The following is a 22,298-nucleotide window of genomic DNA, read 5'->3' on the forward strand; positions in this document are numbered from 1 at the left end:
TGGCCACTATGGCGCCTGGTTTTGATAGCTGGGGCGACGGTCATGACAGTGAGAGCCTTGCGGGCGGAGGATGCGCCCGCGCTCGTTTCCTTCCTTTCCGACTATGCCGAAAGCAGCATGTTTCTGCTTTCCAACATGGCGCGTGCCGGTATCGGTAATCCGGATGTACCCTATGGCGGTGAATACTGGGCTGCATTTGATGACGGGGAGAAAATCGCCGGTGTCGCTGCCCATTATTGGAACGGCAATATTATGGTGCAGGCGCCGCAAGCCGATTATCGTCAGCGTCTCGTTAGCCACCTGCGCATGAATATCAAGCGACCGGTTGCCGGCGTTCTCGGGCCTGACGAACAGGTTCTGGCGCTGCTTGAGGCGTTTCGGCTCGAGGCGGCGGAATATACGCTCAATGTTGCCGAAAACCTGTTTTCTCTGTCACGCGAAACCTATCTGCCTGCCGGCCCCTCCGACCCGCATCTGACAATGGTACATTGGGCCGATGCCGACGCCGAAATCCTGCGGTCGTGGCTGCTGGCCTATCGCAAGGAAGCGCTCGGAGAGGACCAGACAGAGGCGGTGGAAGCCGCCGTTTCGGACGATCTCGCCAACGCCCACGACTTCGACCGGTTCGTTCTTCTTCTGGACGGCGTTCCCGTCTGTCTGGCCGGGTTCAATGCGCGCTATGAGGATATGGTCCAGGTCGGGCCGGTGTGGACGCCGCCGGAGGGCCGCCGACGCGGGTATGCCCGCTATCTTCTCGGAAGGATGCTTGAACGGGCTTTTGAAGAGGGCATGCGCAGGTCTATCCTGTTCACGGGCACCTTTCATGCCGCGCGTGCCTATCGGGCGCTGGGATTTGCGCTGGTGGGCGACTATCGGCTGGCCATTTTGAGCGCGCCTGTGTCTGTTGGCTAAACATATTCATTCCGTTGTGCCGTCTATTGCCTTTGGTGCGCTCGTTTGCCGCAGACCTCTCCCTTGAAATCATTATTCACAATCGCGACATGCAGCTCGAACGGGAGATAGGGTGAGCTATGCACTGAGCGCATAAGAGCTATTACATTAGAATTATTCTAGTGTTTTTACTTTATTCCTGATTGAAAATTGTTAGAATTCGCCAACAGTTTTTTTAAAGAAATCCTCCCGGATTTGAACCAAGGAGATGTAGAGATGAACGGTCGCACAGTTCCGAACGTTACCTTTCACACGCGTGTTCGCGATGAAAGCATTGAAGGCCCGAACCCCTTCCGTTGGGAAGACAAGACCAGCGATGATTATTTCAAGGGCAAGCGCGTTGTTCTGTTCTCGCTGCCGGGCGCTTTCACGCCGACCTGCTCGACCTATCAGCTTCCCGATTTTGAAAAACTGTTCCCCGAGTTTCAGGCTCAGGGCATTGACGACATTTACTGCATGTCGGTCAATGATGCGTTTGTCATGAACGCGTGGGCCAAGGGCCAGAACCTGCAGCACGTCAAGGTCATCCCGGACGGCTCGGGTGAATTCACCCGCAAGATGGGCATGCTGGTCAACAAGGACAATCTCGGCTTCGGCATGCGCTCCTGGCGCTATGCCGCCATCATCAACGATGGCGTTGTCGAAAAGTGGTTCGAGGAAGAAGGCTTCTCCGATCTTTGCGAAACGGACCCCTACGGTGTTTCCGCGCCGCAGAACATCCTGGAAAGCCTCAAGGGCGAAGCCAAGGCTGCCTGAGGTTCTCGCCTGTAATTGATCAGAAGACTGCCGGTGGCGATGACTTTTGAGTTGTCGCCACTTTTTTTGTATCGGCAAAAGATACCGGATATTTCCTATCCGGTCAGACTGCTGACAAAGTTCGTCTCGCATTCTTTCGTCATACCGGCCTTGAGCCGGTATCGAGGGCCGCTTGTTATGCGCTGTCAGAAAGAGTCCTTGCGTGCAAGGACTTGGCCCTTGCTTGATTCGGGCTCAAGGCCGGAATGACGGCGGGGAAGAAGGCAAAATCATGATTGCTTGTCGGGTTTGTCAATAATCAGACCGGATGTTTCTTATCCAGTGAAGTTTCCTGGGAAAAGCATTTTGTTTCCCCGAGGGGCAGTAATTTCTAAAGCCTGGACGGGGGCGTATCGTGCCAGTTGTGGCGGATACCGGCGCGCCAGGGCTCGCCGTAAAAATCGTCAAGCGTCTGTAGTATCTGATTTACCAGATCAGATCGTATGCTGTAGTAGATAGTCTGTGCTTCACGCCTTGTGTTCACGATCTTTTCTTGACGGAGCCTTGAAAGATGCTGTGAAATAGCGGACTGGCTCAATCCGATCTTGCGGACGAGTAGTCCGACAGGCATTTCATGCTCTGCCAGAAGGCACAGGATTTGCAGTCTTTTCGGATTGCCCATGGCAGAAAGCAGATTGGCCGGGGCGGGTAGGGGGTCCAAAACAGTTTCCATTTTTCACCCTCATCGGCTATGTCGTGACGGAGACGATTGCTTACAGCCTGCCGTGGAGTTCAGGAGGGCCCTATCTGAGGAAAATACAAGTAATTTCATCGATCGGTGTGCTGCCGTGAGGGGTAGGGCAAAATCCAGAACGATATTTCGCAAAGCGTTCTTCATAGAAGATTTTCTCCCGAAATCATCTATATTTTCTACCTTTGAAGTCCGGGTAGAGATAATTGATATTGTCCAAATTCTGGTAAGCTGGAACCATCATTTACTTAAGGCAAACAGGAGAAAATCGCTCCGGATACCATGGATGTACTGATCTGTTGATCAGAATAACTGTGGTTATCGCTGTGAGCAGAGTGACTCTGTATGCGATAAACACCACGCTCAAAACCAGTGCGTTGAGCACCAGGAGAGCGCCAATACATATAAACACCGGCACCCAGTCGTTTTGACAATAACGTGACCGGATCGCCAAATGTGAGCCCTGATCGAGGGAAAGTCGCGGTTAGGGCAGATTGTGTTCTGGCCTGATACTGTTCCTTTCGGCCGACTTTTTGGAGAATGACACCTCTGATTGTGTTTCGCATTTTGTTGCTCGAACCATAGCAAAAAAATTCCAAATGTAAAGATGTATATTTCAACAAGGTAGTGATTTTCGCCCAATGTATACGCGAAGCTTTCACAAGCGTCTAAAAGAAGCTGCTGACGAGATTGGTGGGCTGAACCGTCTCTCAGCTGAAATCGGCGTTTCCCGCCGGACAGTCGGCGGTTGGGTCAGCGGAGAGACGGAGCCGAAGGTGAGCGCATGTATTGCGATATCGGATCTGACCGGCGTTTCTGTCGAGTGGCTTTTACGCGGCAAAGGGCAGAAATTTGAGCATGAAGGTGATAAGAGAGTTTCTAAAATAAACAAGCCAGTTCAGTGGCTTATAGATGAAGAAACGTTTGTCTTGTTGAGTATGCGCCTGCTTGGGCTCGTCGAGCACGAGATCGATTCCAGCACCAGGATTGTGTTGGAGGAAATATTCAGAGGTTATGGATTTTTGGCTGAAAATTGTGATCTGGGAGATCGCGATGAAGTCGAACTGCATATCCGCATTGTTGAGCATCGGCTGAAGAAGCGGCTGCGCAACGGGCTTTAGTGCGAAAGCGTTTTTCGGATGCTTGGGGCCGGCTCTGCCTAGGGTGATTCAGGCATGGCTATATAATGCCATATCTGGCAACAAAATGAAACATAACACTCTTTAAGGTTGCTTTCATCGCGGGTATTGCGCTGAAAAATGTCGGTTAAGTTGCTGAAATATTTGTATTAAAAGTAAGTACGTACTATCGCTGTTAATGCTGACCTCTCATGGTTGCATGACAAAGTCAACAATTGTTGTTGGCTGATTGGTGAAAATTGAAGGGACTGTCAGCGTCGCCCCCTTTACGGGCGCCGATAACAGGAGAGCCGGAAAGGTGCCTCGTGGCTTTCCGCGCTATTCAAAAACAATCCGCGGAAAATAGAAGGAAACCACCCAGTTGGGAGCGTCGACGATCTCGCTGATCTTCAGGTCGCCGCAGACCGAGCAGAGCATGTAGGCGTCGGCGGGATCGAGGTTGCGGGTTTTTGCCAGGAGCTCGATCATGTTGGATACGGCAGCGCGCGCGGCTTCCATCAGGTCAGGGCCGATGCCGGTGGTCACCTCGTAGCCCGCGCCGTCGAGGTGGCGCGCGATCGGGCCGGGCGTGGTGAAATAGGGCGTCTTCGGCGCGGCCTCACGCACCACCTCGACCGTGACGGAGACATCCATGGCGCTTTCGATCGCTGTGCCGCAGACCTCGCCGTCGCCCTGGGCCGCGTGGGTGTCGCCGATGGACAGCAGCGCGCCCTCGACCTCGACCGGAAGATAGAGCGTGGTGCCTGCGGCAATGTCGCGGATATCCATATTGCCGCCGACCCGGCGCGGCGGGATGACCGAATGATGGCCGGGGTCGGCCATGGCGACGCCAATGGTTCCGATGAAGGGGCGCAGCGGAATGCGCGCCAGCGGGCTGAAAACGGCGGGTGTGGCAATGTCGGTCTCGTAATCCCAGAGCTTCAGCTTCGGCTCGGAAAACTGGTCGGCAAGCAGGCCAAAGCCGGGAATGATCGCTGTCCAGCCGAAACCGGAGGGGGCGAATTCGTTAATGGTGACCTTCAGCGCATCGCCGGGCTTTGCGCCTTCCACATAAAGCGGTCCCGTCAGCGGATTGGCCTTGCCGGGCTCGGCCGTCAGGATGTCGGCTGCCGTGCTGGCAGGACCATAGTGTCCGTTGCCGGCATCCCGGCAGGAAAACGCGATGGTTTCGCCGGAGCAGGCGACGAGAACAGGCGCGATCGACCGGTCCCAGCCGAGATGGCCCTGGTGGTCATGGATCGTATGTGCGCATTTCATGCTTGTTCCCCTTTCGGGACGGTTTATTGCTCGATACCGGAGCGCACCGCATTGAGGCGTGCGCGCTCGAGCATGTAAGCCTCGGCCTCCACCATATGTTCCGCCATGATGCTACGGGCCGCTTCGCTGTCTTTCGCACGGATCGCCTTGATCAGCTCGATCTGATAGAAAATGCCGGTTTCGCGCAAACCCGGATTGGGCTCCTCATAGATCGCGCGGCAGGCGGGCAGATCGCGCAGGAGATTTAGAAGCAGGCCGCAGGTAAAGCCCAGAACCGGGTTTTGGGCGTGGCGGGCCAGTTCGGCGTGAAAGTCCAGCTCGGCGAGCCGCTGGACATATTCTTCCTCGGCCGTCTCGGCCTGTCCTTCATAAAGCCTGATCTTGTCCTGTAGGGTCTTGATGGCAGCGGCGGGAAAATGACGCGCCGCATCGGCGGCAAGCTGCGGTTCCAGCGTCTTGCGCAGAGCATAGATATCGGCAATCGAGGGCGGCGCCTGCAGAAACAGGCTGGTCACGGTCTGGATCGCTTCCGCCGGTTGCACGGCGCGGATGAAAATGCCGCCGCCCGGGCCGGTCTTGGAGGCGATCAGTCCCTGGAATTCGAGAATTTTCAAGGCCTCGCGCACCGTGCCGCGGGAAGCGCGCAAGGCATCTTGCCCGAGCCATTCGGCGGGCATGCGATCGCCGGGTTTCAGGTCCGCATCGATCATGCGTTCGCGCAGCATGTCGGCGATCATGTCGGGGCGTTTGCGCTTCTTTTCCGCAAAGGGCGGGCCGAAGGCCTGCCGGCTTTCAAGACTTGTGTTACTCATGCCGTCCTTTTCGTCATCGGGTGAAAACAGGCGGCTTTGTGGCCCGCTTTCCCCATCGCCTCGTCAATCGGCGGAACGGAGCGCTGACATTGCTCCGTTCCGTTCTGACATCGGGCGAAAAACGCACAGCCCGGCGGCGGATTATAGGGATCAGGCAGTTCGGCTTCGCGATCCCCGCCGGAAACGGCCTTTCTGCCGGGGGCGGGGGCGGAATTCAACAACAGGTGCGTATAGGGATGGAGCGCGCCGGAGAACACCTGATCGCGTGTGCCGAGCTCGACAATGCGCCCGAAATACATCACCGCCACCCGGTCGGAAATCGACTCGACCACCGAAAGATCGTGGGAGATGAACAGATAGGTGAGGCCGAAACGGGCCTTGAGGTCGTCGAGAATATTCAGCACCTGCGCCTGCACCGAGACATCGAGTGCGGAAACCGGCTCGTCCAGCACGATCACTTCCGGGTTTGCGGCCAGCGCGCGGGCAATGCCGATGCGCTGGGCCTGACCGCCGGAAAATTCGTGCGGGTAGCGGTCGAGGAACTCCGGCGCCAGATTGACCGCGTTCATCAGCTCTTCAAGCCGTTTTGCCCGCTCGGCCTTGTTCAGCTTCAACAGGTGGATGAGTGGCGCTTCCAGAATGGTGCGGATTTTTTTCCTGGGATTGAGCGAGGAGACCGGGTCCTGAAACACATATTGCACCTGGCGGGCCAGTTGCCGCGGGTTCTTGCGGGCTTCTTTCGCAAGGTCCTTGCCCTCGAATGTGATTGTGCCGCCCGTCGGCACATCGAGGCCGGAGAGGATGCGGGCGAGCGTCGACTTGCCGCAGCCCGATTCGCCGACAATGCCGAGCGTTTCGCCCTTCTTCACATCGATGGTGACGTCCTGCACCGCATGGACGGCGGGAAGCGGCCTGCCGAACAGCGTCTTGCCGCCGCCAAATGTCCGTTCGGCGCGATCGACGGCGATCAATACATCCTCAGCCATCGGCGTTCTCCCTGTTCAGCGGATGCAGGCAGCGCACACCGCGTTCCTCGCCAAGTTCGGTCATGGCGATGTCGCCGCTGCGACAGTCGTCCTGAACGAAGGGACAGCGGTCGGCAAAGGCGCAGCCTTCCGGCAGATTGTTGACCACGGGCGGCCGGCCCTCGATGGCGTCAAGGCGGCGGTCCGGTTCGCCGAGCACGGGCACGCACTCGATCAGCTTGGCCGTATAGGGGTGGGCGGGGCGTTCCAGAATTTCCTCGGTTGTGCCGGTTTCGACGATTCGTCCGGCATACATCACCGCCACCCGGTCGCAGATGGCGGACACCACGCCGAAATCATGGGTGATGAACAGGATTGCGGTGTTGCGCTCCTTGCGCAGTCCGTTCATCAGTTCGAGGATCTGCGCCTGCACGGTCACGTCAAGCGCGGTTGTCGGCTCGTCGGCGATGATCACCTTGGCATCATTGGCAAGCGCCATGGCAATCGAGATGCGCTGACGCATGCCGCCGGAAAGCTCGTGCGGAAAGGCTTTCAGTCGCTCCGCCGCATTGGGAATGCGCACCGATTCCAGAAGGTCCGCCGCCTTTTCGCGCGCCTTCTGTTTCGAGAGCGGCTGGTGGGACTGAATGGCCTCGATCAGCTGATCGCCGACGGTAAACAGCGGGTGCAGGGTGGACAGCGGGTCCTGAAACACGTGGGAGACATCGCCGCCGCGCAATTGCCGGATGCGTTCATCGCTTGCGGCAAACAGGTCCTCATTGTCGAGCCATGCCGCACCGCCGGCAATGCGCCCGGGCGGGGTCGGTACCAGCCCCATCAGCGACATGGCGGTGACCGACTTGCCGGAGCCGGATTCGCCGACCAAGCCGACGCATTCGCCCTGGCGCATGTGCAGATCGACCCCGCCGACCGCCCTGTAGATGCTCCCGCCGACATGGAATTCGGTGCGCATGGCCTGAATGTCCAGCACCGTTTCCGGCCTCTGGCCCCGGTCCGGGACGCTTTCGCGCTTCACCGCCGTGCGTGCGCCGGGACGTGCCAGCGCGCCGGATTTCAGCCGGGGGTCGAGCACATCGCGAATACCGTCGCCGAGAAGATTGATGCTCATGACGAGGGCAAAGATCATCAGGCCCGGCACCATCGACACATAGGCATCGGTGAACAGCACCTTGCGGCCATCGCCGAGCATCGAGCCGAGATCGGCCTGCGGCGGCTGGGCGCCGAGACCGAGGAAGGAAAGGCCGGCCGTTTCCAGGATCATCCAGCCGATCGTGGTCGACATGGTGATGATGATCACCGGCAGTACATTCGGCAGCACCTCGCCGAACAGAATGGCGAAATGCGATTTGCCGGAAAGCCGTGCGGCATCGACAAACTCACGGCGTGAAAGCCCGAGCGTCATGCCGCGAATATTCCGCGCGAAGAAGGGAATGTTGACGATGGCGATGGCATAGAGCGCGTTCAAGAGGCCGGGGCCAAGCACGGCGACAATGGCAAGCGCCAGCAGGATATAGGGAAAGGCCATCACCATATCGATGCCGCGCATCAGGATGTTGTCGGTGCGCCCGCCCGCATAACCCGCCACCAGCCCGATCAGCGAGCCGAAAAAGGCGGCGATCAACGTCGCCGAAACGCCGACGGCGAGGCTGACGCGGGTGCCCCAGATCAGGCGTGACAGCAGGTCGCGGCCAAGTGAATCCGTGCCGAGCAGATGGCCTTCGGTGAGCGGCGGCGACAGGCGCACGGACGGGTCCGTCACATTCGGCGGCTGCAGCGGCAGGGTGGGGGCCGCCAGCGCGATGACGATGATGATGGCAAGAATGATCAGCCCGCCGGTCGCCAGCGTGTTGTTGAACAGAAGCTTGAGCGCGCTCGGACGGCCGCTTTTCTTTGCCGGCCTGGCCTGGGCGGTGCTTGCGGTGGCATCGGTCATCAGCGCAACCTCGGGTCAAGCATGCTCTGGACGACATCGGCGACCAGATTGAACAGCACATAGGCGGCTGCGACGATCAGAACCCCGCCCTGGACTGTCAGCAGGTCGCGGGTGGAAATGGCGGTCACCAGCATCGAGCCGATGCCCGGCCACTGGAACACGGTTTCGATATAGACCGCGCCGCCGAGCACAAAGCCGGCCTGAATGCCGAGCACGGGAATGACGGAGACGAGTGCGGCCTTGAAAGCATGGCGCATGATCACGCGGCGCTCCTTCAGACCCTTGGCGCGCGCGGTGCGGATGTAATCCTGCCGCAGCACTTCCAGCATCGAGGTGCGTGTCAGCCGCGCGACCACGCCGGTGGCGACCACGGAAAGGGTGAAGGCCGGCAGGATCAGATGCTTGAACAGGTCAAGCGGACCGCCGCCGCCATAGATCGCATACATGCCGCTGGCCGGCAGACATTGCAGCTTGACGGCAAACAGCAGGATCAGCAGCAGGCCAAGCCAGAAAGAAGGCACCGAAATGCCGATCAGCACGAAAAAAGTCACCAGCTTGTCGGTGGCGCCATACTGACGCACCGCCGAAACGATGCCGGGCAGAAGGCCGAGGATGGAACAGAGCACCAGCGAGGTGCCGGCAAGGATCAGCGTGTTGCCGAAACGCTCGGTAATGATGTCGATGACCGGCCGGTTCTGGGTATAGGACCGACCGAAATCGCCGTGGAGAATATTGCCGAGCCAGATGAAATATTGCTGCACCAGAGGCTTGTCGAGGCCGAGCGCCTTGTTGATGCGTTCGACATTTTCCGGCGTGGCGTAAGACCCCAGGATCGCGGTCGCCGGATCGCCGGGGATCATCGCCATGATGGCGAAGACAATCACGGTCAGACCCAGAAGGACCGGAATGACGGTCAGAAGCCGCCTGAGGATGTATTGTGCCATGACGTGTTCTCCGTGGTGGCCATGTGATCAAGGGCAAACGGCGATTGCCGCAAAGCCCCCCCAACCTTCTCGCCCCGGAGGGGAGAGATGTCGCGACAGCGACAGTGAGGGGGGAGTCTATCCCCTCGAACGTCCTCACGTTTTGATATGCTGCGCCACCCTCACTGCCCCTTTCGGGGCATCTCTCCCGCCAGCGGGAGAGAATATGGGGAGCAAGCAGTGCGGCCCCGCCACCGGGGATCCCGCTCTCTGTCGTCACCCTCGGGCTTGTCCCGAGGGTCTATGCACGTACCAGCACGACCGGCGTTTCGGGGCAGAAAGGGTCAGAAAGAACTGTCTTGCTGACTGACCACGGACTCCGCTCGCGTGGAAAGGGGATTAGATCCTCGGGTCAAGCCCGAGGATGACGCAGAATGATGCGGGGCGGTCGAAAAAGGAAGCATGCACAGATGCCCAAACGACCACCCCGGCATCGTTCAATTCGGCTTCGCCACCTTCTGCAGCAGCAGGAAGAATGACGGCTGCAGCTTGAAGTTTTCGACGCTTGCCTTGGTCACCGCGTTCTGCTTCCAGTTGGCGACGAACACCCAGGGAGCGTCGTCATGGACGATGCCCTGCATCTGTTTGTAGAGTTCGGCGCGCTCGTCCTGGTCCGTGGAGGTGCGGGCCTGTTCAAGAAGCTTGTCGACCTCCGGGTTGGAATAGTAACCGGAGTTGAAACCGCCCTTGTCGGGGAAGGCTTCGGAGCGCAGTGCCAGGAAGGGCAGGGTGTCCGGGTCGTTGGTCATCCATGCCATTTCCGCCATGTCGGCTTCGCCCGCAAGACCGGGGTTCACCTTGCCGAGGAAGGTGTTCCACTCATAGGTTTCGATCTTGACCGGCATGCCCACAGCTTCGAGATCGGCCTGGATCTGGGTGGCCATGGCCTGCGGCTCCAGCATGCCCGAACCGCCTTCGGTGACATAGAAGGTCAGCTCCGAACCGTCATAACCGGCTTCCTCGAGAAGCGATTTGGCCTTTTCCGGGTCGTAAGGGTAGGGCGAAAGGCTGTCATCATAGGCCCAGGCGAAAGCCGGCGGCGTCGGGCCTGCGGCGACTTCGGCCGTGCCCTGCAGGATGTCGTTGACGATCGCTTCCTTGTTGATCGCGTAATTGACGGCCTGGCGAACCTTCTTGTCGGTGAAGACGCCGTCCTTCAGGTTGAGGATCAGGAACCAGAGATGCGGACCGGCCTGTTCGTAGACCGTGTAATTGTCATTGCCGGTAAACTGCGAGAGCGAATCCGGGGGAACCTCCACCATCACATCAAGGCCGCCGGACATCATTTCGGCGACGCGGGTGTTGGCATCGGTGACGGGACGGAAGACCACGGCTTCAAGCGGCGGCGCGCCATCCCAGTAATCGGCGTTTTTGGAGACAACGACCTTGGCGTTCGGATCCCACTCCTCGAACTTGAAGGCGCCTGTGCCGGAGGGATGGCGGCCGAAATCGGCGCCGTATTCCTTCACCGCTTCCGGTGAAACGATCAGGCCGATCGGGTAGGCGAGGTTGGACAGGAACGGTGCATAGGGTTCAGACAGCGTGAATTTCACCGTCAGGTCATCGACGACTTCGATACTGTCCACTGCGGAGAAATTGAAGGACAGCGGAAACGGGCCGGTGTCGTAATAGGGGTGGTTTTCGTCCAGCATGCGCTCGAAGTTGAACTTCACCGCTTCGGCATTGAAGGGCGAGCCGTCGTGAAAGGTGACGCCCTCGCGCAGCTTGAACGTATAGGTCTTGCCGTCTTCGGAAATGTCCCAGCTTGTGGCAAGCGCCGGTTCGACCTCAAGCGTGCCGTCCTTGTAGCGCACCAGACCGTCATACATGTTCACCAGAATGCGGAAATCATTGACGGCGGTATCGACGGCGGGATCGAGCGATTTGGGCTCGGCGATCTGGCCGACGATCAGAACATTGGGCGGCGTTTGGGCAACGACCGGGGCCGCGAAAGCCAGCGATGCGACGGCAAGGGCCGCGGCGAGAAGGCGTTTCATCTGTCGGTTCTCCTCTGTTGTTATTTGGTTAATTAATCATGAAGATTTTGTAATTGACAAGGATTGATCATAATAAATTGCAACCCGCACAACCGGTTTCTAGAAATAGATATTTCAGATCAGTTGCTTACGGGGTGTGAGGCAACCAAGCCGATTTTGATGAGAGCAGAGAAGCGGCGAATTGTTCGCCTTAAAATTGTCCATAATCAGGATTTTCTACCGTCCGTCATAACGTCGTGCCCGCAATTGCGAGCATGGGGTTATTTTGAGAAACGGAAGGCAGATGAACATGACCACGACAGATCTCAACCGTCGCCGGGTATTGATCGGCGGCGCCATGGCCGCGGCCTTTACCGGGCTCGCGCCGGTGATCGCCAATGCCAATATTGTGACATCCGACTATGCCGACAAAACGCTGACGATCGGCCTGTTCTCCGGGGACATTTCCACACTGGCGAGCAAAAAGGCCGTTCACCCGATGGTGCAGCAGTTCGCCAGGCTGGAGGAAGGAGAGGCCACTGCTGTCGGCGGCCTGCTGCTGGGCGCTGGCGCCGCCAAGCCCGAGCGCCCGAAAGAGTTTGCCCATACACTGGCCGAACTGAAGAAGATGGATCCCGGAACCAAGTTCGACCTGCTGTATGTCAAAAGCGAAATCGACGGCCATGAAGCCCTGTTGAAAATTCAAAAACAGCGCGTCAAGGAAGGCAAGACCGGAATGGATACGACGATTGCGACCATTCTCGTGCCCTTCATTGAATCGCACCTTGTCATGCTGCAGGCCGTGCGCAACAGCATGGCGACCTGATACCGAAGACCCGTGCGTATCATATGGGGCCTGATCGCAGGTCCCTGATATCAGTATTGACGACTTCTGGGAGCGGAGCCGTGTCCGCCCTGCCGCCTGCATGTCACCGGAAGAGGAACCGTGACAACCAACGCATGGACGGCGGGGCGGGCATCTGTTTTTCAGCACTCTGTTTGCGGCTGACCGGAAATTATCATAATAAATTCCCGAAAGAGGAAGCCGTCATGCGGCGTAAAAGGGAGGCCGACTGCCATGAGCTGCAAACCGAAAATCAATTCCGACCGGCTCAGGGCACTCCTTGACGGCATCAACCGCTTCGGTGCGGGCGGGCCGGGCGAAGGCTACAACCGGCCCGGTTTTTCCGGTGCGGGCGGGCCGGGCGAAGGCTACAACCGGCCCGGTTTTTCCGGTGCCGATATGGCGGTCCGAGACTGGTTTGCAGGCGAGATGGAAAAGGACGGCTTAGCGGTGACCCGCGATGGCGCCAACTCGGTTTTCGGGCGTTGCGGCGATGCCGACGCACCGTCGGTGATGGTCGGATCGCATCTCGACACCGTTGTCGATGGCGGTGCATTCGACGGTTCACTCGGCGTTGCCGTCGCGCTTGAATGCGTGCGGGCAATGAAGGAGGCGGGCATTCAGCCTGCCGTGCCGGTCGAGGTCGCGGCAACCTCGGAGGAGGAGGGCCGGTTTGGCGGCATGCTCGGGTCTCAGGCCATGGCCGGGCTGGTGACGCCGGAATGGCTGGCGAATGCCACGGATGCCGACGGTGTGCTGCTGGCCGATGCCATGCGCGCGCAGGGCCTTGATCCGGAGGCCGTTCCGGGCGCTGCCCGCCCGAAAGGCTCGGTCCGGGCTTTTCTGGAGTTGCACATCGAGCAGGGGCCGGTGCTGGAGCGCGAGGGCATAGCCATCGGCCTGCCGGAGGGGGCGACCGGGATCGTCAATTTGCAGGTCACGCTCAAGGGCACGGCCAATCATTCCGGCACCACGCCGATGGACATGCGCGCCGATGCTTTTGCCGGCCTTGCGGAAATCGCCACGCAAATCCCGGGGATGATCGAAAGCGCGCCGTCCGATATCGCGCGGATTACCATCGGAAAAGTGGAACTCTTGCCCAATCATCCGCATACCGTGCCCGGCGAATCGGTCTTCTCGGTCATCATCCGGGATGCGTCGGAGGCCGTCATGCGTGGTCTTCAGAGACTGTTTTATCGCGCGACGGCGGCGGTCGCGGCAAAGCACGGCCTCACCCATGAAATCGAGGAAAAGAGTTTTATCCCGCCTGTCGCCTTCGATGCCGGTCTTGTCGATCTTCTGTCTGAAACGGCAGAGGGGCTGGGCCTTCCGGCCAAACGGATGATCTCGGGGGCCGGCCATGATGCGCAGACGATGATGACGCTCTGCCCCTCGGCGATGATTTTCGTGCCCAGTCGCAACGGGATATCACACGCGCCGGAGGAATATTCCGAATGGTCGGATATTGAAAAGGGTGCGGAATTGATGCTGGCCGCGTTGTTGCGGCTTACGGCGTGAACCGCCTCAACTGACAGCGTAAAGCCGGAAAGCGGCGAAGATCACCAGTGCTGTTGCCGCCAGAAGAACGCCGGCGATCAGCGCCAGTTCGCTTGCCTGGTTTCCGGCCTGGTCTTTTCGGCTGCTTCTTTCGGGCATGACAGTAATCGCCTTGATGGTGTCCGTGACTGTCAGCATGACCTGCCTGCCTTCCTGCGGCGTTAAGAAACATGGTTATCATGTTCTAAATGCACGAGTTGCCGCATCGGTTCCGGTGTCGCTGGCGCTGTTTGCCTTGCGGGCGGGCAGAAGATAGAAGAAAGACATGATTTGTGTTTCAGGATTGAGCGCCGATGGCCCGTGCCTTTCTTTATGTTCTTGATTCCTTCGGCATCGGAGGCGCACCGGATGCCCGCGCCTATGGCGACCTCGGCGCCGATACGCTCGGCCATATCGCCGAATTCTGCGCCGCAGGGCTTGGCGACCGTGAGGGGCTTCGCTCCGGTCCGCTGAAACTGCCCAACCTTTCAGCGCTTGGTCTTCTGGAAGCCGCCAAGCTTGCCACCCGGCACTATCCCGCAGGCATGGAAGGGGCAGACCGCCTTTTCGGGCGCTATGGCGCGGCAAGCGAGGTTTCGCGCGGCAAGGACACCCCATCGGGCCACTGGGAAATTGCGGCAACGCCGGTAATGTTCGACTGGGGCTATTTCCCCGATCAGCAAGACTGTTTTCCGGCCGATCTTCTGGAGGCGATCTATCGCGAGGCGGATATTCCCGGCAGCCTCGGCAATTGCCACGCCTCGGGCACGGAAATCATCAAGCGCTTCGGTCAGGAACATGTCTGGACCCGCCGCCCGATCTTCTACGCCTCGGCCGACAGCGTGTTCCAGATTGCCGCCCACGAATATCATTTCGGTCTCGACCGGCTGATGAAGCTCTGCGCGGTTGTGCGGGAGCTGACCTATGATCTGAATATCGGCCGGGTGATTGCCCGTCCCTTCATCGGGGAGACGGCCGAAACCTTCAAGCGCACCGGCAATCGTCGTGATTTCTCGATTGCGCCGCCGGAAGAGACGCTGCTCGACCGGGTGACGGCAGCCGGGGGGACCGTGCTGGCCGTCGGCAAGATTTCCGACATTTTCGCGGGCAAGGGCGTGTCGCGCGTGTTCAAGGCCGACGGTAATGACGCGCTGGTGGATGCCAGCCTGGAGGCGATGGATGCAGCGGGCGAGGGCGACCTGATGTTTACCAATCTGGTCGATTTCGACATGGTCTACGGCCACCGCCGCGATGTGCCGGGCTATGCAGCAGCGCTTGAAGCGTTCGATGCCCGCGTCGGCGATATCGCGGAGCGGATGAAGCCCGGCGATATTGCCGTGCTGACCGCTGATCATGGCTGCGATCCGACATGGCGTGGATCCGACCACACCCGCGAGCGCGTGCCGGTTCTGGTGTTCGGGCCGGGGCTTCAGCCGGGCTCGCTTGGCGTTCGCGAGACCTATGCCGATATTGGCGAAAGCATTGCCCGCCATCTCGGCCTTGCCCCCGGCAAACACGGAGCATCTTTCCTGTGACGACACCGAAAGCCGAGCTTCATTGCCATATAGAAGGGGCGACCCCGCCCGCTCTTGCCGCCCGGCTTGCCGATAAATACGGGATCGACCTTTCGTCTTGGCTGCATGAAGGCCGTTATGTCTGGCACGATTTTTCAAGCTTCATTGCCTGTTATGCGGCAATCGCGAGCGTCTTTCGCTCGGAGGAGGATTTTGCGGCTTTGGCGGAAGCCTATCTCGATGAGCTTGCCGCAGCGGGCGCGATCTATTCGGAGCTGTTTGTCTCTCCCGAACAGGGGCTTGCTGCGGGTCTTTCCCGCGACGGCTATATGCGGGCGATTTCGGCGGGCATCGAGGCGGCCAGAAACAGGACCGGCATCGAGTGCCGGATGGTGATGATCGGCGAGCGGCATATGGGGCCGGAGCAGGTCGAGGGTGCTGCGCGCTATGCCGTTTCCTGCGGTTTTCCGCTGCTGACGGGCTTTAACATGGCCGGTGATGAACGTGTGGGCCGCGTGGCGGATTATGCCCGCGCCTTTGACATCGCCCGCGATGGCGGGCTGAAACTGACTATCCATGCCGGTGAAGTCTGCGGACCGGGCTCGGTGCGCGATGCGCTGGATCTGGTGCGCCCGGACCGGATCGGCCACGGTGTGCGGGCGGTTGAAGACCCCGGTCTTGTCCGCCGGCTTGCCGATGAGGGCGTGGTGCTCGAGGTCTGCCCGGGTTCCAATATCGCGCTGTCGGTCTATCCCGATTTCCGCTCCCATCCGCTGCGCCAGCTGTTTGATGCCGGTGTCCGGGTCACGCTCAATTCCGACGATCCGCCGTTCTTCGACACCTCGCTTGCGCGTGAATATGCGGTGGCACAAAGCGAAATGGGCCTTTCTGCCGCGGCGATTGCCGCCATGACGCGCCAGGCGATTGCGGCGGCATTCGTGGATGAGCCGACGCGCGCGCGACTTTACGCCCGGCTTGACGGCTGAAACGGTGGAAAATGCCGGGATATGTGTGCAAAGCCTGCGTGATGCTTGCTGCATTGCCGTCTTTTGCGCCATAACGGGGCCAGTGCACAAAAAGACGGGAAGACCTCCATGAACGGCGCAACGGTCATCGACCATCCTCTGGTTCAACACAAGCTGACGAAGATGCGTCAGAAAGATACGTCGACGGCCGGTTTTCGCAGGCTGCTCAGGGAAATCTCGACCCTGCTCTGTTACGAGGTCACGCGCGATCTCGAACTGACCATGGAGACGATCGAGACGCCGCTGACGACGATGGAAGCGCCGGTTCTCGAGGGCAAGAAACTGGTGTTTGCCTCGATCCTGCGCGCCGGCAACGGTCTTCTGGAAGGCATGCTCGATCTGGTGCCGTCTGCCCGCGTCTCTCATATCGGGGTTTACCGCGATCATGAAACGCTTGAGGCGATCGAATATTTCTTCAAGGCGCCGGAAGATATCGGCCAACGGCTGGTGATTGTCGTCGATCCGATGCTGGCGACCGGCAATTCATCGATCGCCGCCGTCGACCGGCTGAAGGAACGCGGCGTGACCAATCTGCGGTTCCTGTGCCTGCTGGCTGCGCCCGAGGGCATCGAGCACTTTCACAAAAGCCATCCCGACGTGCCGATCTACACGGCCGCCATCGACAGCCATCTGAACGAGAAGGGCTATATCGTTCCGGGGCTGGGCGATGCCGGCGACCGGATGTACGGCACCAAGTAAGCCACCGTCACGGTGTCAACGGCAGCCGGTAACGCACGAAATTATCGGCCTTGTCGTACCGATCATAGAGCCGGCGCGCGGTTTCGTTATCTTTGTTGGTGTGCCAGTAGAGATTCGTCCAGCCATCGCGCCGGCCCATCGCGATCAGGTCGTCAATCAGCCGTTTGCCGATGCCGCGCCCGCGCTGGTTTTCGTCCACGAACAAATCCTCCAGATAACACGCGGGTTCGACCGCCCAGGTGCGCGGGTGGAGAATGCAGGTCGCAAAACCCACCGGCCTGTCATCGACAACCGCAAGACGCGTGAAGACGGGGGTAATCGGATCAATGATCCGCGACCATGTCATTTCCGTCACATCCGGGGCGATGGCGGAGCCATAAAAGGTCAGATACCCCTGCCAGAGTGTAAGCCATGCGGCCTTGTCTTCGGCTCTTGCTGTACGAATGCTGATGTCGTTCATTCTCCGGCTTCCTGAAGCATTTGCAGGGCTTCCTGGGTGAGGTCGATGTCGGGCGCACGCAGCAGCGTGTCCATCTGTTCAGGGCGTGAAGCGCTGGCAATAGGCGCCGTCACGCCGCGCCGCGTCATCAGCCACGCAAGCGCTATTGCCGCAGGATGTTCACCGGTCTGCGATGCGACTGTTTCGAGTGCGGCGAGAATGCGTCTTCCCCGGTCGTCGAAATATTTCTCGACATGTCTTGCACGCGCCGTCGCCGCGGCGTCGTCGAAAGACCTGTATTTGCCGGTCAGGAAGCCTGCAGCAAGGCTGAAATAGGTGATGACGCCGATATCATGTTCGACACAGAGTTCGGCCAGCGCCCCCTCAAAGCCGGAGCGGTCGTAAAGATTGTACAGCGGCTGCAACACATCGTAACGCGCCCGGCCGGTGTGCTCGGCAACCGTCAGTGCCTCCTCAAGCTGCCGGGCATCGAGATTGGATGCGCCGATCGCCCTGACCTTTCCCTGTTCGCGCAGTCTTGTGAAAGCGCCGATCGTCTCATCATAGTCGGTATCGGGGTCCGGCCAGTGGGCCAGATAGACATCGAGATAATCGGTCTGCAGACGCTTGAGCGAATCCTCCACCGCGCGCATGATCCAGTCTTCCTTGAGACCTTTCCTGCCGGGCCCCATTTCCGAACCGACCTTGGTGATGATGACGACGTCCTCGCGCGCAACGCCCCCGCGCTTCAGCCAGTTGCCGATGATCGTTTCCGATTCGCCGCCGGCGTTTCCATCAACCCAGGCGGAATAGACATCCGCCGTATCGATTGCGTTGAAGCCGCCGCCGACAAAGCGATCGAGCAGCGCAAAGGACGTCTGCTCATCCGCTGTCCAGCCGAACACATTGCCGCCGAAGACAACGGGCGATATTTCTATATCCGTTCTGCCAAGCCTTCGTCTGTGCATTGTTTCCTCCCGGGTGCTGACCCTTTTTCCATCCTTAACGTAGGTTGCCGGCGGCCGCATGGCAATGGAACCGACGTCGAAGCGAAAGCGACAAAACGCCCGATTTGCCGGTTGCACACGTGCCGGCCGATTTCTATGCTGGCCGCGGAATAACAGGTGAGGAAATCCCATGTTGCGTTTTGGAATTGTTTCGACCGCCAAAATCGGTCGTGAAGCCGTCGTGCCGGCAATCGTCGATGCGGAGAATGCCGTGCTGTCGGCTGTCGCCAGCCGCGATCTCGAGCGGGCCCAGGCCATGGCGACCCGTTTCGGCGCGCCGCATGCTTTCGCGTCTTACGAGGAAATGCTGGCCAGCGATGTGATCGACGCGGTTTATATTCCGCTACCGACCTCACAGCATGTGGAATGGGCCATCAAGGCCGCGGATGCCGGAAAGCATGTTCTGGTCGAAAAGCCGCTGGCACTGAAGGCGGAGGATATCGAACCGGTTATCGCTGCGCGTGATCGCAACAATGTGCTGATCAGCGAAGCCTTCATGGTTACGTACGCGCCGGTCTGGCACAAGATACGCGCGCTTCTTGCCGATGGCGCGATTGGCACGCTGCAGCAGGTTCAGGGCTCCTTTACCTATTTTCTGCGCGATGCCACCAATATGCGCAACATTCCCGCGCTCGGCGGCGGCGGTCTGCCCGATATCGGCGTCTATCCGACCGTGACCACGCGGTTTGCCACCGGCGCGGAACCCACGCGGCTTCAGGCAACGGTGCGCTATGACAGCGAATTCGGCACGGATATCTTTGCGTCTGTACGGGCGGAGTTTCCGGGCTTCGAGGCAAGCTTTTACATTTCCACGCAGCTTGCCCACCGGCAGTCGATGACCTTCCATGGTACCGAGGGCATGATCGAGGTGCTCTCCCCCTTCAATGGCGAGCGCTGGGGTGAGGAAGCCTTGCTGCTTTCCAACCAGAACCATAGCGAGACCCAGTCCTTCCGCTTTCAGGACAGCCGCCAGTATGTTCGTGAGGTCGAGGCGTTTTCCGAAGCAGCGAGCGGCGGCAAGGCCGAGGTGTTCACGCTCGAAAATTCGGTGAAGAACCAGCGGGTGATCGATGCGATCTATCGTGCCGGCAAGCTCGACGGCGGCTGGGAAACCGTGTGACTGAACTTTTTTAAAGGAGTTTTGTCCAAAATCTCAACTTTGAAAACGGTCCTTGATGAGGACCGTCAGTTTACTGACAAACCTATCCTTTTTACGGACGTCATCCTCGGGCTTGTCCCGAGGATCTAACCACCGCTCAGCGCGAGCGGCGTTGGCGGTCCGTAATAGATTGTTTTAAATTTATTTTTTTGCCCGATACGCTTGTCGCGTTCATGCGTGCTTAGACCCTCGGGACAAGCCCGAGGGTGACGAAGGAGAGCGGGGCGAGCTTTGTCAGCAGTCTGACGGTCCTTGATGAGGACTGTTTTTGTCGGCCAGAACGATCTTGTGAAAGGATTACGCCATGGCGGTAACGCTTTACGGAATTCGAAACTGCGACACCATGAAGAAGGCGTGGACCTGGCTGGATAATCACGGGGTCGGCTACGAACTTCACGATTACAAGAAGGCCGGCATCGACCGCGCGCATCTGGAGCGCTGGTGCGATGAAGCCGGGTGGGAAAAGGTACTGAACCGCGCCGGCATGACCTTCCGCAAGCTTGCCGACGCGGAAAAACAGGATATCGACCGGGACAAGGCCATCGGCCTGATGCTCTCCAATCCTTCCATGATCAAGCGTCCGGTGCTGGAGGACGGCGACCGGCTGATCGTCGGCTTCAAGCCGGAAACCTATGCGGACTTTTTCGACAAGGCGTGAACGATGGCGAAGACCACCCAGGCAACCCGGTTTCTCGACAAGGCCGGTGTTTCCTACACCATCCAGCAATATGATTATGATCCCAATGCCTTCAAGGTCGGGCTGCAGGCCGCCGAAGCCATCGGAGAGCCGGCCGAGCGTGTGCTGAAGACGCTGATGGCGGAAGTCGATGGCAAGCCGGTCTGCGCTGTTTTGCCGTCGAATGCCGAAGCGTCAATGAAAAAGCTTGCTGCCGCCTTTTCGGGCAAGCATGCCCATATGCTGGAAGTGCCTGCGGCCGAGCGCCTGTCCGGCTATCATGTCGGCGGTATCTCGCCCTTCGGTCAGCGAAAGCGCGTGCCTGTGGTCTTCGAAATCGCTGCCCTTGACCATCCTTACGTCATCATGAATGGCGGTCAGCGCGGCCTTCAGGTGAAGCTTGCCCCGGCAGATGCGGTGAAGGCTCTGGGCGCGGCAACCGTGGGCATCATCGCATAACGCCAGACCGATCCGGCAGTCTTCGTCTTGGACATAGCTTCGGCTATGCCCTGCGCCAAATTGCTTGGTTCTGGCACAAAATCCTTGCCGCAGAACGATTCCATTTCAGTCTGAAACGCTTTAGATAGGTCTCAACAGAAACCATCAGCGTGAGGCAATCATGACCGGCGAAACAAAGCTTCCCCATCCCGTAGATCTGAAAGCGCTGGAAAAACTGGCGGAAGTGGCCGTGCATGTCGGCCTCAACCTGGCCGAGGGGCAGGATCTGGTGATGACGGCGCCGATCGAGGCGCAGCCGCTGACCCGGCTGATCACCCGCCATGCCTACAAGGCCGGTGCGGGCGTGGTGACGACGGTCTTTTCCGATCCGCAGGCGACACTCGAGCGTTTCGAAAATGCCCATGATGCCAGCTTCGACAAGGCCGCCGACTGGCTTTACGAGGGCATGGGACTGGCTTACGAGCGCGGTGCCGCCCGGCTTGCGATTGCTGGCGACGACCCGATGCTGCTGGCCGCGCAGGACCCGGAAAAGGTTTCGCGCGCCAACCGGGCGAACTCGACGGCCTATAAACCCGCGCTGGAAAAGATCGCCGGTTTCGACATCAACTGGAATATCGTCTCCTACCCTTCGCTTGCCTGGGCCAAGACCGTGTTTCCCGACGATCCCGACGCCATGGCTGTTGCCAAGCTGGCAAGGGCGATCTTCGCCGCCTCGCGGGTCAACCAGCCTGACCCGATCGCGGCCTGGCGCGAACACAACGATCAGCTTCACAGCCGCTCTGCATGGCTGAACGGCAAGCGCTTTTCGGCACTGCACTACACCGGGCCGGGGACCGATCTGACCATCGGACTTGCCGATGACCATGAATGGAGCGGCGGTGCCTCGATGGCCAAGAACGGCATTGTCTGCAATCCCAATATTCCGACAGAGGAAGTGTTCACCACGCCGCACCGGCTGTGGGTTGAAGGTCATGTCTCCTCGACCAAGCCGCTCTCCCATCAGGGAACGCTGATCGACGATATCCGCGTCCAGTTCGAAAACGGCCGGATCGTGCATGCCGCCGCCGCAAAGGGCGGCGATGTGCTCAACAAGGTTCTGGATACCGACGAGGGGGCGAGCCGTCTCGGCGAGGTGGCGCTGGTGCCGCATTCCTCACCGATTTCGGCAAGCGGCATCCTGTTCTACAACACCCTGTTTGATGAAAACGCCTCCTGCCATATCGCGCTCGGGCAGTGCTATTCGAAATGCTTCATCGACGGCGACAAGCTTTCCTCCGATGAAATTGCGGCCAAGGGCGGCAATTCCTCGCTGATCCATATCGACTGGATGATCGGATCGGACAAGATCGATATCGACGGCATCGATGCGAACGGCAATGCCACGCCGGTGATGCGTGGCGGCGAATGGGCCGATTGA

At 59.3% G+C, this 22,298-nt stretch carries 22 protein-coding genes; 12 read left to right on the forward strand and 10 right to left on the reverse strand.

The window, feature by feature from the left end; all coding sequences use genetic code 11:
- Positions 1 to 42: 42 nt before the first annotated feature.
- Positions 43 to 912 carry a GNAT family N-acetyltransferase gene (locus tag ABID12_RS11445; RefSeq protein WP_354434303.1) on the forward strand — a complete coding sequence of 290 codons (870 nt, stop codon included), beginning with the start codon at positions 43 to 45 and terminating at the stop codon, positions 910 to 912.
- Positions 913 to 1,167: 255 nt separating this feature from the next.
- Positions 1,168 to 1,707, forward strand: a complete 540-nt coding sequence (locus tag ABID12_RS11450; protein WP_106310412.1) for a peroxiredoxin — start codon at positions 1,168 to 1,170, stop codon at positions 1,705 to 1,707.
- 370 nt (positions 1,708 to 2,077) lie between these two features.
- Here the strand turns inward: ABID12_RS11450 and ABID12_RS11455 are convergent, their stop codons facing one another.
- Positions 2,078 to 2,419: an ArsR/SmtB family transcription factor gene (locus ABID12_RS11455; RefSeq protein WP_354434304.1), complete on the reverse strand. Its 342-nt coding sequence runs from the start codon at positions 2,417 to 2,419 to the stop codon at positions 2,078 to 2,080.
- 659 nt (positions 2,420 to 3,078) lie between these two features.
- On the opposite strand from ABID12_RS11455, the gene ABID12_RS11460 reads away from it, so the two are divergent.
- A complete protein-coding gene (locus tag ABID12_RS11460; RefSeq protein WP_354434305.1) occupies positions 3,079 to 3,558 on the forward strand; it encodes a helix-turn-helix domain-containing protein in 480 nt (159 codons plus the stop codon).
- Between the two features lie 336 nt (positions 3,559 to 3,894).
- Here ABID12_RS11460 and ABID12_RS11465 read toward each other — a convergent pair whose 3' ends face one another.
- The 6 genes from ABID12_RS11465 to ABID12_RS11490 form a co-directional block, all read right to left on the reverse strand.
- Positions 3,895 to 4,833, reverse strand: a complete 939-nt coding sequence (locus ABID12_RS11465) for an acetamidase/formamidase family protein (protein WP_354434306.1) — start codon at positions 4,831 to 4,833, stop codon at positions 3,895 to 3,897.
- Between the two features lie 23 nt (positions 4,834 to 4,856).
- Positions 4,857 to 5,645 (reverse strand): FadR/GntR family transcriptional regulator, encoded by a 789-nt coding sequence (locus ABID12_RS11470; protein WP_354434307.1) that lies wholly within the window; start codon positions 5,643 to 5,645, stop codon positions 4,857 to 4,859.
- A complete protein-coding gene (locus ABID12_RS11475; RefSeq protein ID WP_354434308.1) occupies positions 5,642 to 6,631 on the reverse strand; it encodes an ABC transporter ATP-binding protein in 990 nt (329 codons plus the stop codon). Before ABID12_RS11475 ends, ABID12_RS11470 begins: the two co-directional genes overlap by 4 nt.
- Positions 6,624 to 8,564: a dipeptide/oligopeptide/nickel ABC transporter permease/ATP-binding protein gene (locus ABID12_RS11480; protein WP_354434309.1), complete on the reverse strand. Its 1,941-nt coding sequence runs from the start codon at positions 8,562 to 8,564 to the stop codon at positions 6,624 to 6,626. Before ABID12_RS11480 ends, ABID12_RS11475 begins: the two co-directional genes overlap by 8 nt.
- Positions 8,564 to 9,508 (reverse strand): ABC transporter permease, encoded by a 945-nt coding sequence (locus ABID12_RS11485; protein WP_354434310.1) that lies wholly within the window; start codon positions 9,506 to 9,508, stop codon positions 8,564 to 8,566. Before ABID12_RS11485 ends, ABID12_RS11480 begins: the two co-directional genes overlap by 1 nt.
- 476 nt (positions 9,509 to 9,984) lie before the next feature.
- Positions 9,985 to 11,544 (reverse strand): ABC transporter substrate-binding protein, encoded by a 1,560-nt coding sequence (locus ABID12_RS11490; protein ID WP_354434311.1) that lies wholly within the window; start codon positions 11,542 to 11,544, stop codon positions 9,985 to 9,987.
- A 289-nt stretch (positions 11,545 to 11,833) separates the two neighbouring features.
- On the opposite strand from ABID12_RS11490, the gene ABID12_RS11495 reads away from it, so the two are divergent.
- Both ABID12_RS11495 and ABID12_RS11500 read left to right on the forward strand, forming a co-directional pair.
- Positions 11,834 to 12,349 carry a DUF4142 domain-containing protein gene (locus tag ABID12_RS11495; protein WP_354434312.1) on the forward strand — a complete coding sequence of 172 codons (516 nt, stop codon included), beginning with the start codon at positions 11,834 to 11,836 and terminating at the stop codon, positions 12,347 to 12,349.
- Between the two features lie 252 nt (positions 12,350 to 12,601).
- Positions 12,602 to 13,885 (forward strand): Zn-dependent hydrolase, encoded by a 1,284-nt coding sequence (locus ABID12_RS11500; RefSeq protein WP_354434313.1) that lies wholly within the window; start codon positions 12,602 to 12,604, stop codon positions 13,883 to 13,885.
- Positions 13,886 to 13,891: 6 nt separating this feature from the next.
- Here the strand turns inward: ABID12_RS11500 and ABID12_RS11505 are convergent, their stop codons facing one another.
- Positions 13,892 to 14,062 (reverse strand): hypothetical protein, encoded by a 171-nt coding sequence (locus tag ABID12_RS11505; RefSeq protein ID WP_181190841.1) that lies wholly within the window; start codon positions 14,060 to 14,062, stop codon positions 13,892 to 13,894.
- Positions 14,063 to 14,217: 155 nt separating this feature from the next.
- Between ABID12_RS11505 and ABID12_RS11510 the strand changes: the two genes are divergently transcribed.
- From ABID12_RS11510 to upp, 3 genes are all read left to right on the forward strand, one after another.
- The gene (locus ABID12_RS11510; RefSeq protein ID WP_354434314.1) at positions 14,218 to 15,438 is read left to right on the forward strand and encodes a phosphopentomutase; all 1,221 of its coding nucleotides are present in this window, start codon (positions 14,218 to 14,220) and stop codon (positions 15,436 to 15,438) included.
- Complete coding sequence (locus ABID12_RS11515) at positions 15,435 to 16,403, forward strand: adenosine deaminase (protein ID WP_354434315.1); 969 nt, start codon at positions 15,435 to 15,437, stop codon at positions 16,401 to 16,403. Before ABID12_RS11510 ends, ABID12_RS11515 begins: the two co-directional genes overlap by 4 nt.
- A gap of 108 nt (positions 16,404 to 16,511) precedes the next feature.
- Complete coding sequence (upp, locus tag ABID12_RS11520; protein ID WP_354434316.1) at positions 16,512 to 17,141, forward strand: uracil phosphoribosyltransferase; 630 nt, start codon at positions 16,512 to 16,514, stop codon at positions 17,139 to 17,141.
- 7 nt (positions 17,142 to 17,148) lie between these two features.
- Here upp and ABID12_RS11525 read toward each other — a convergent pair whose 3' ends face one another.
- Together ABID12_RS11525 and ABID12_RS11530 are read right to left on the reverse strand one after the other, a co-directional pair.
- Entirely contained in the window at positions 17,149 to 17,601 is a 453-nt protein-coding gene (locus ABID12_RS11525) for a GNAT family N-acetyltransferase (protein ID WP_354434317.1), read from the reverse strand.
- Positions 17,598 to 18,548 (reverse strand): aldo/keto reductase, encoded by a 951-nt coding sequence (locus tag ABID12_RS11530; protein WP_354434318.1) that lies wholly within the window; start codon positions 18,546 to 18,548, stop codon positions 17,598 to 17,600. The genes ABID12_RS11525 and ABID12_RS11530 overlap by 4 nt, the downstream gene beginning before the upstream one ends.
- 169 nt (positions 18,549 to 18,717) lie before the next feature.
- Between ABID12_RS11530 and ABID12_RS11535 the strand changes: the two genes are divergently transcribed.
- The 4 genes from ABID12_RS11535 (at position 18,718) to ABID12_RS11550 (ending at position 22,298) form a co-directional block, all read left to right on the forward strand.
- Positions 18,718 to 19,707 (forward strand): Gfo/Idh/MocA family protein, encoded by a 990-nt coding sequence (locus ABID12_RS11535; RefSeq protein WP_354434319.1) that lies wholly within the window; start codon positions 18,718 to 18,720, stop codon positions 19,705 to 19,707.
- Between the two features lie 343 nt (positions 19,708 to 20,050).
- A complete protein-coding gene (locus ABID12_RS11540) occupies positions 20,051 to 20,404 on the forward strand; it encodes an ArsC family reductase (protein ID WP_354434320.1) in 354 nt (117 codons plus the stop codon).
- A 3-nt stretch (positions 20,405 to 20,407) separates the two neighbouring features.
- Positions 20,408 to 20,881, forward strand: coding sequence for a Cys-tRNA(Pro) deacylase (gene ybaK / locus ABID12_RS11545; RefSeq protein WP_354434321.1), 474 nt, complete (start codon positions 20,408 to 20,410; stop codon positions 20,879 to 20,881).
- A 160-nt stretch (positions 20,882 to 21,041) separates the two neighbouring features.
- Positions 21,042 to 22,298, forward strand: coding sequence for an aminopeptidase (locus ABID12_RS11550; protein ID WP_354434322.1), 1,257 nt, complete (start codon positions 21,042 to 21,044; stop codon positions 22,296 to 22,298).

This window comes from Martelella mangrovi, from assembly GCF_040545495.1.
Classification (GTDB): Bacteria; Pseudomonadota; Alphaproteobacteria; order Rhizobiales; family Rhizobiaceae; genus Martelella; species Martelella mangrovi.

Coding starts and splice junctions, on each gene's coding strand:
- ABID12_RS11445 (WP_354434303.1), top strand. CDS start 43: ATGACAGTGAGAGCCTTGCGGGCGGAGGATGCGCCCGCGCTCGTTTCC.
- ABID12_RS11450 (WP_106310412.1), top strand. CDS start 1,168: ATGAACGGTCGCACAGTTCCGAACGTTACCTTTCACACGCGTGTTCGC.
- ABID12_RS11455 (WP_354434304.1), bottom strand. CDS start 2,419: ATGGAAACTGTTTTGGACCCCCTACCCGCCCCGGCCAATCTGCTTTCT.
- ABID12_RS11460 (WP_354434305.1), top strand. CDS start 3,079: ATGTATACGCGAAGCTTTCACAAGCGTCTAAAAGAAGCTGCTGACGAG.
- ABID12_RS11465 (WP_354434306.1), bottom strand. CDS start 4,833: ATGAAATGCGCACATACGATCCATGACCACCAGGGCCATCTCGGCTGG.
- ABID12_RS11470 (WP_354434307.1), bottom strand. CDS start 5,645: ATGAGTAACACAAGTCTTGAAAGCCGGCAGGCCTTCGGCCCGCCCTTT.
- ABID12_RS11475 (WP_354434308.1), bottom strand. CDS start 6,631: ATGGCTGAGGATGTATTGATCGCCGTCGATCGCGCCGAACGGACATTT.
- ABID12_RS11480 (WP_354434309.1), bottom strand. CDS start 8,564: ATGACCGATGCCACCGCAAGCACCGCCCAGGCCAGGCCGGCAAAGAAA.
- ABID12_RS11485 (WP_354434310.1), bottom strand. CDS start 9,508: ATGGCACAATACATCCTCAGGCGGCTTCTGACCGTCATTCCGGTCCTT.
- ABID12_RS11490 (WP_354434311.1), bottom strand. CDS start 11,544: ATGAAACGCCTTCTCGCCGCGGCCCTTGCCGTCGCATCGCTGGCTTTC.
- ABID12_RS11495 (WP_354434312.1), top strand. CDS start 11,834: ATGACCACGACAGATCTCAACCGTCGCCGGGTATTGATCGGCGGCGCC.
- ABID12_RS11500 (WP_354434313.1), top strand. CDS start 12,602: ATGAGCTGCAAACCGAAAATCAATTCCGACCGGCTCAGGGCACTCCTT.
- ABID12_RS11505 (WP_181190841.1), bottom strand. CDS start 14,062: ATGCTGACAGTCACGGACACCATCAAGGCGATTACTGTCATGCCCGAA.
- ABID12_RS11510 (WP_354434314.1), top strand. CDS start 14,218: ATGGCCCGTGCCTTTCTTTATGTTCTTGATTCCTTCGGCATCGGAGGC.
- upp (WP_354434316.1), top strand. CDS start 16,512: ATGAACGGCGCAACGGTCATCGACCATCCTCTGGTTCAACACAAGCTG.
- ABID12_RS11525 (WP_354434317.1), bottom strand. CDS start 17,601: ATGAACGACATCAGCATTCGTACAGCAAGAGCCGAAGACAAGGCCGCA.
- ABID12_RS11530 (WP_354434318.1), bottom strand. CDS start 18,548: ATGCACAGACGAAGGCTTGGCAGAACGGATATAGAAATATCGCCCGTT.
- ABID12_RS11535 (WP_354434319.1), top strand. CDS start 18,718: ATGTTGCGTTTTGGAATTGTTTCGACCGCCAAAATCGGTCGTGAAGCC.
- ABID12_RS11540 (WP_354434320.1), top strand. CDS start 20,051: ATGGCGGTAACGCTTTACGGAATTCGAAACTGCGACACCATGAAGAAG.
- ybaK (WP_354434321.1), top strand. CDS start 20,408: ATGGCGAAGACCACCCAGGCAACCCGGTTTCTCGACAAGGCCGGTGTT.
- ABID12_RS11550 (WP_354434322.1), top strand. CDS start 21,042: ATGACCGGCGAAACAAAGCTTCCCCATCCCGTAGATCTGAAAGCGCTG.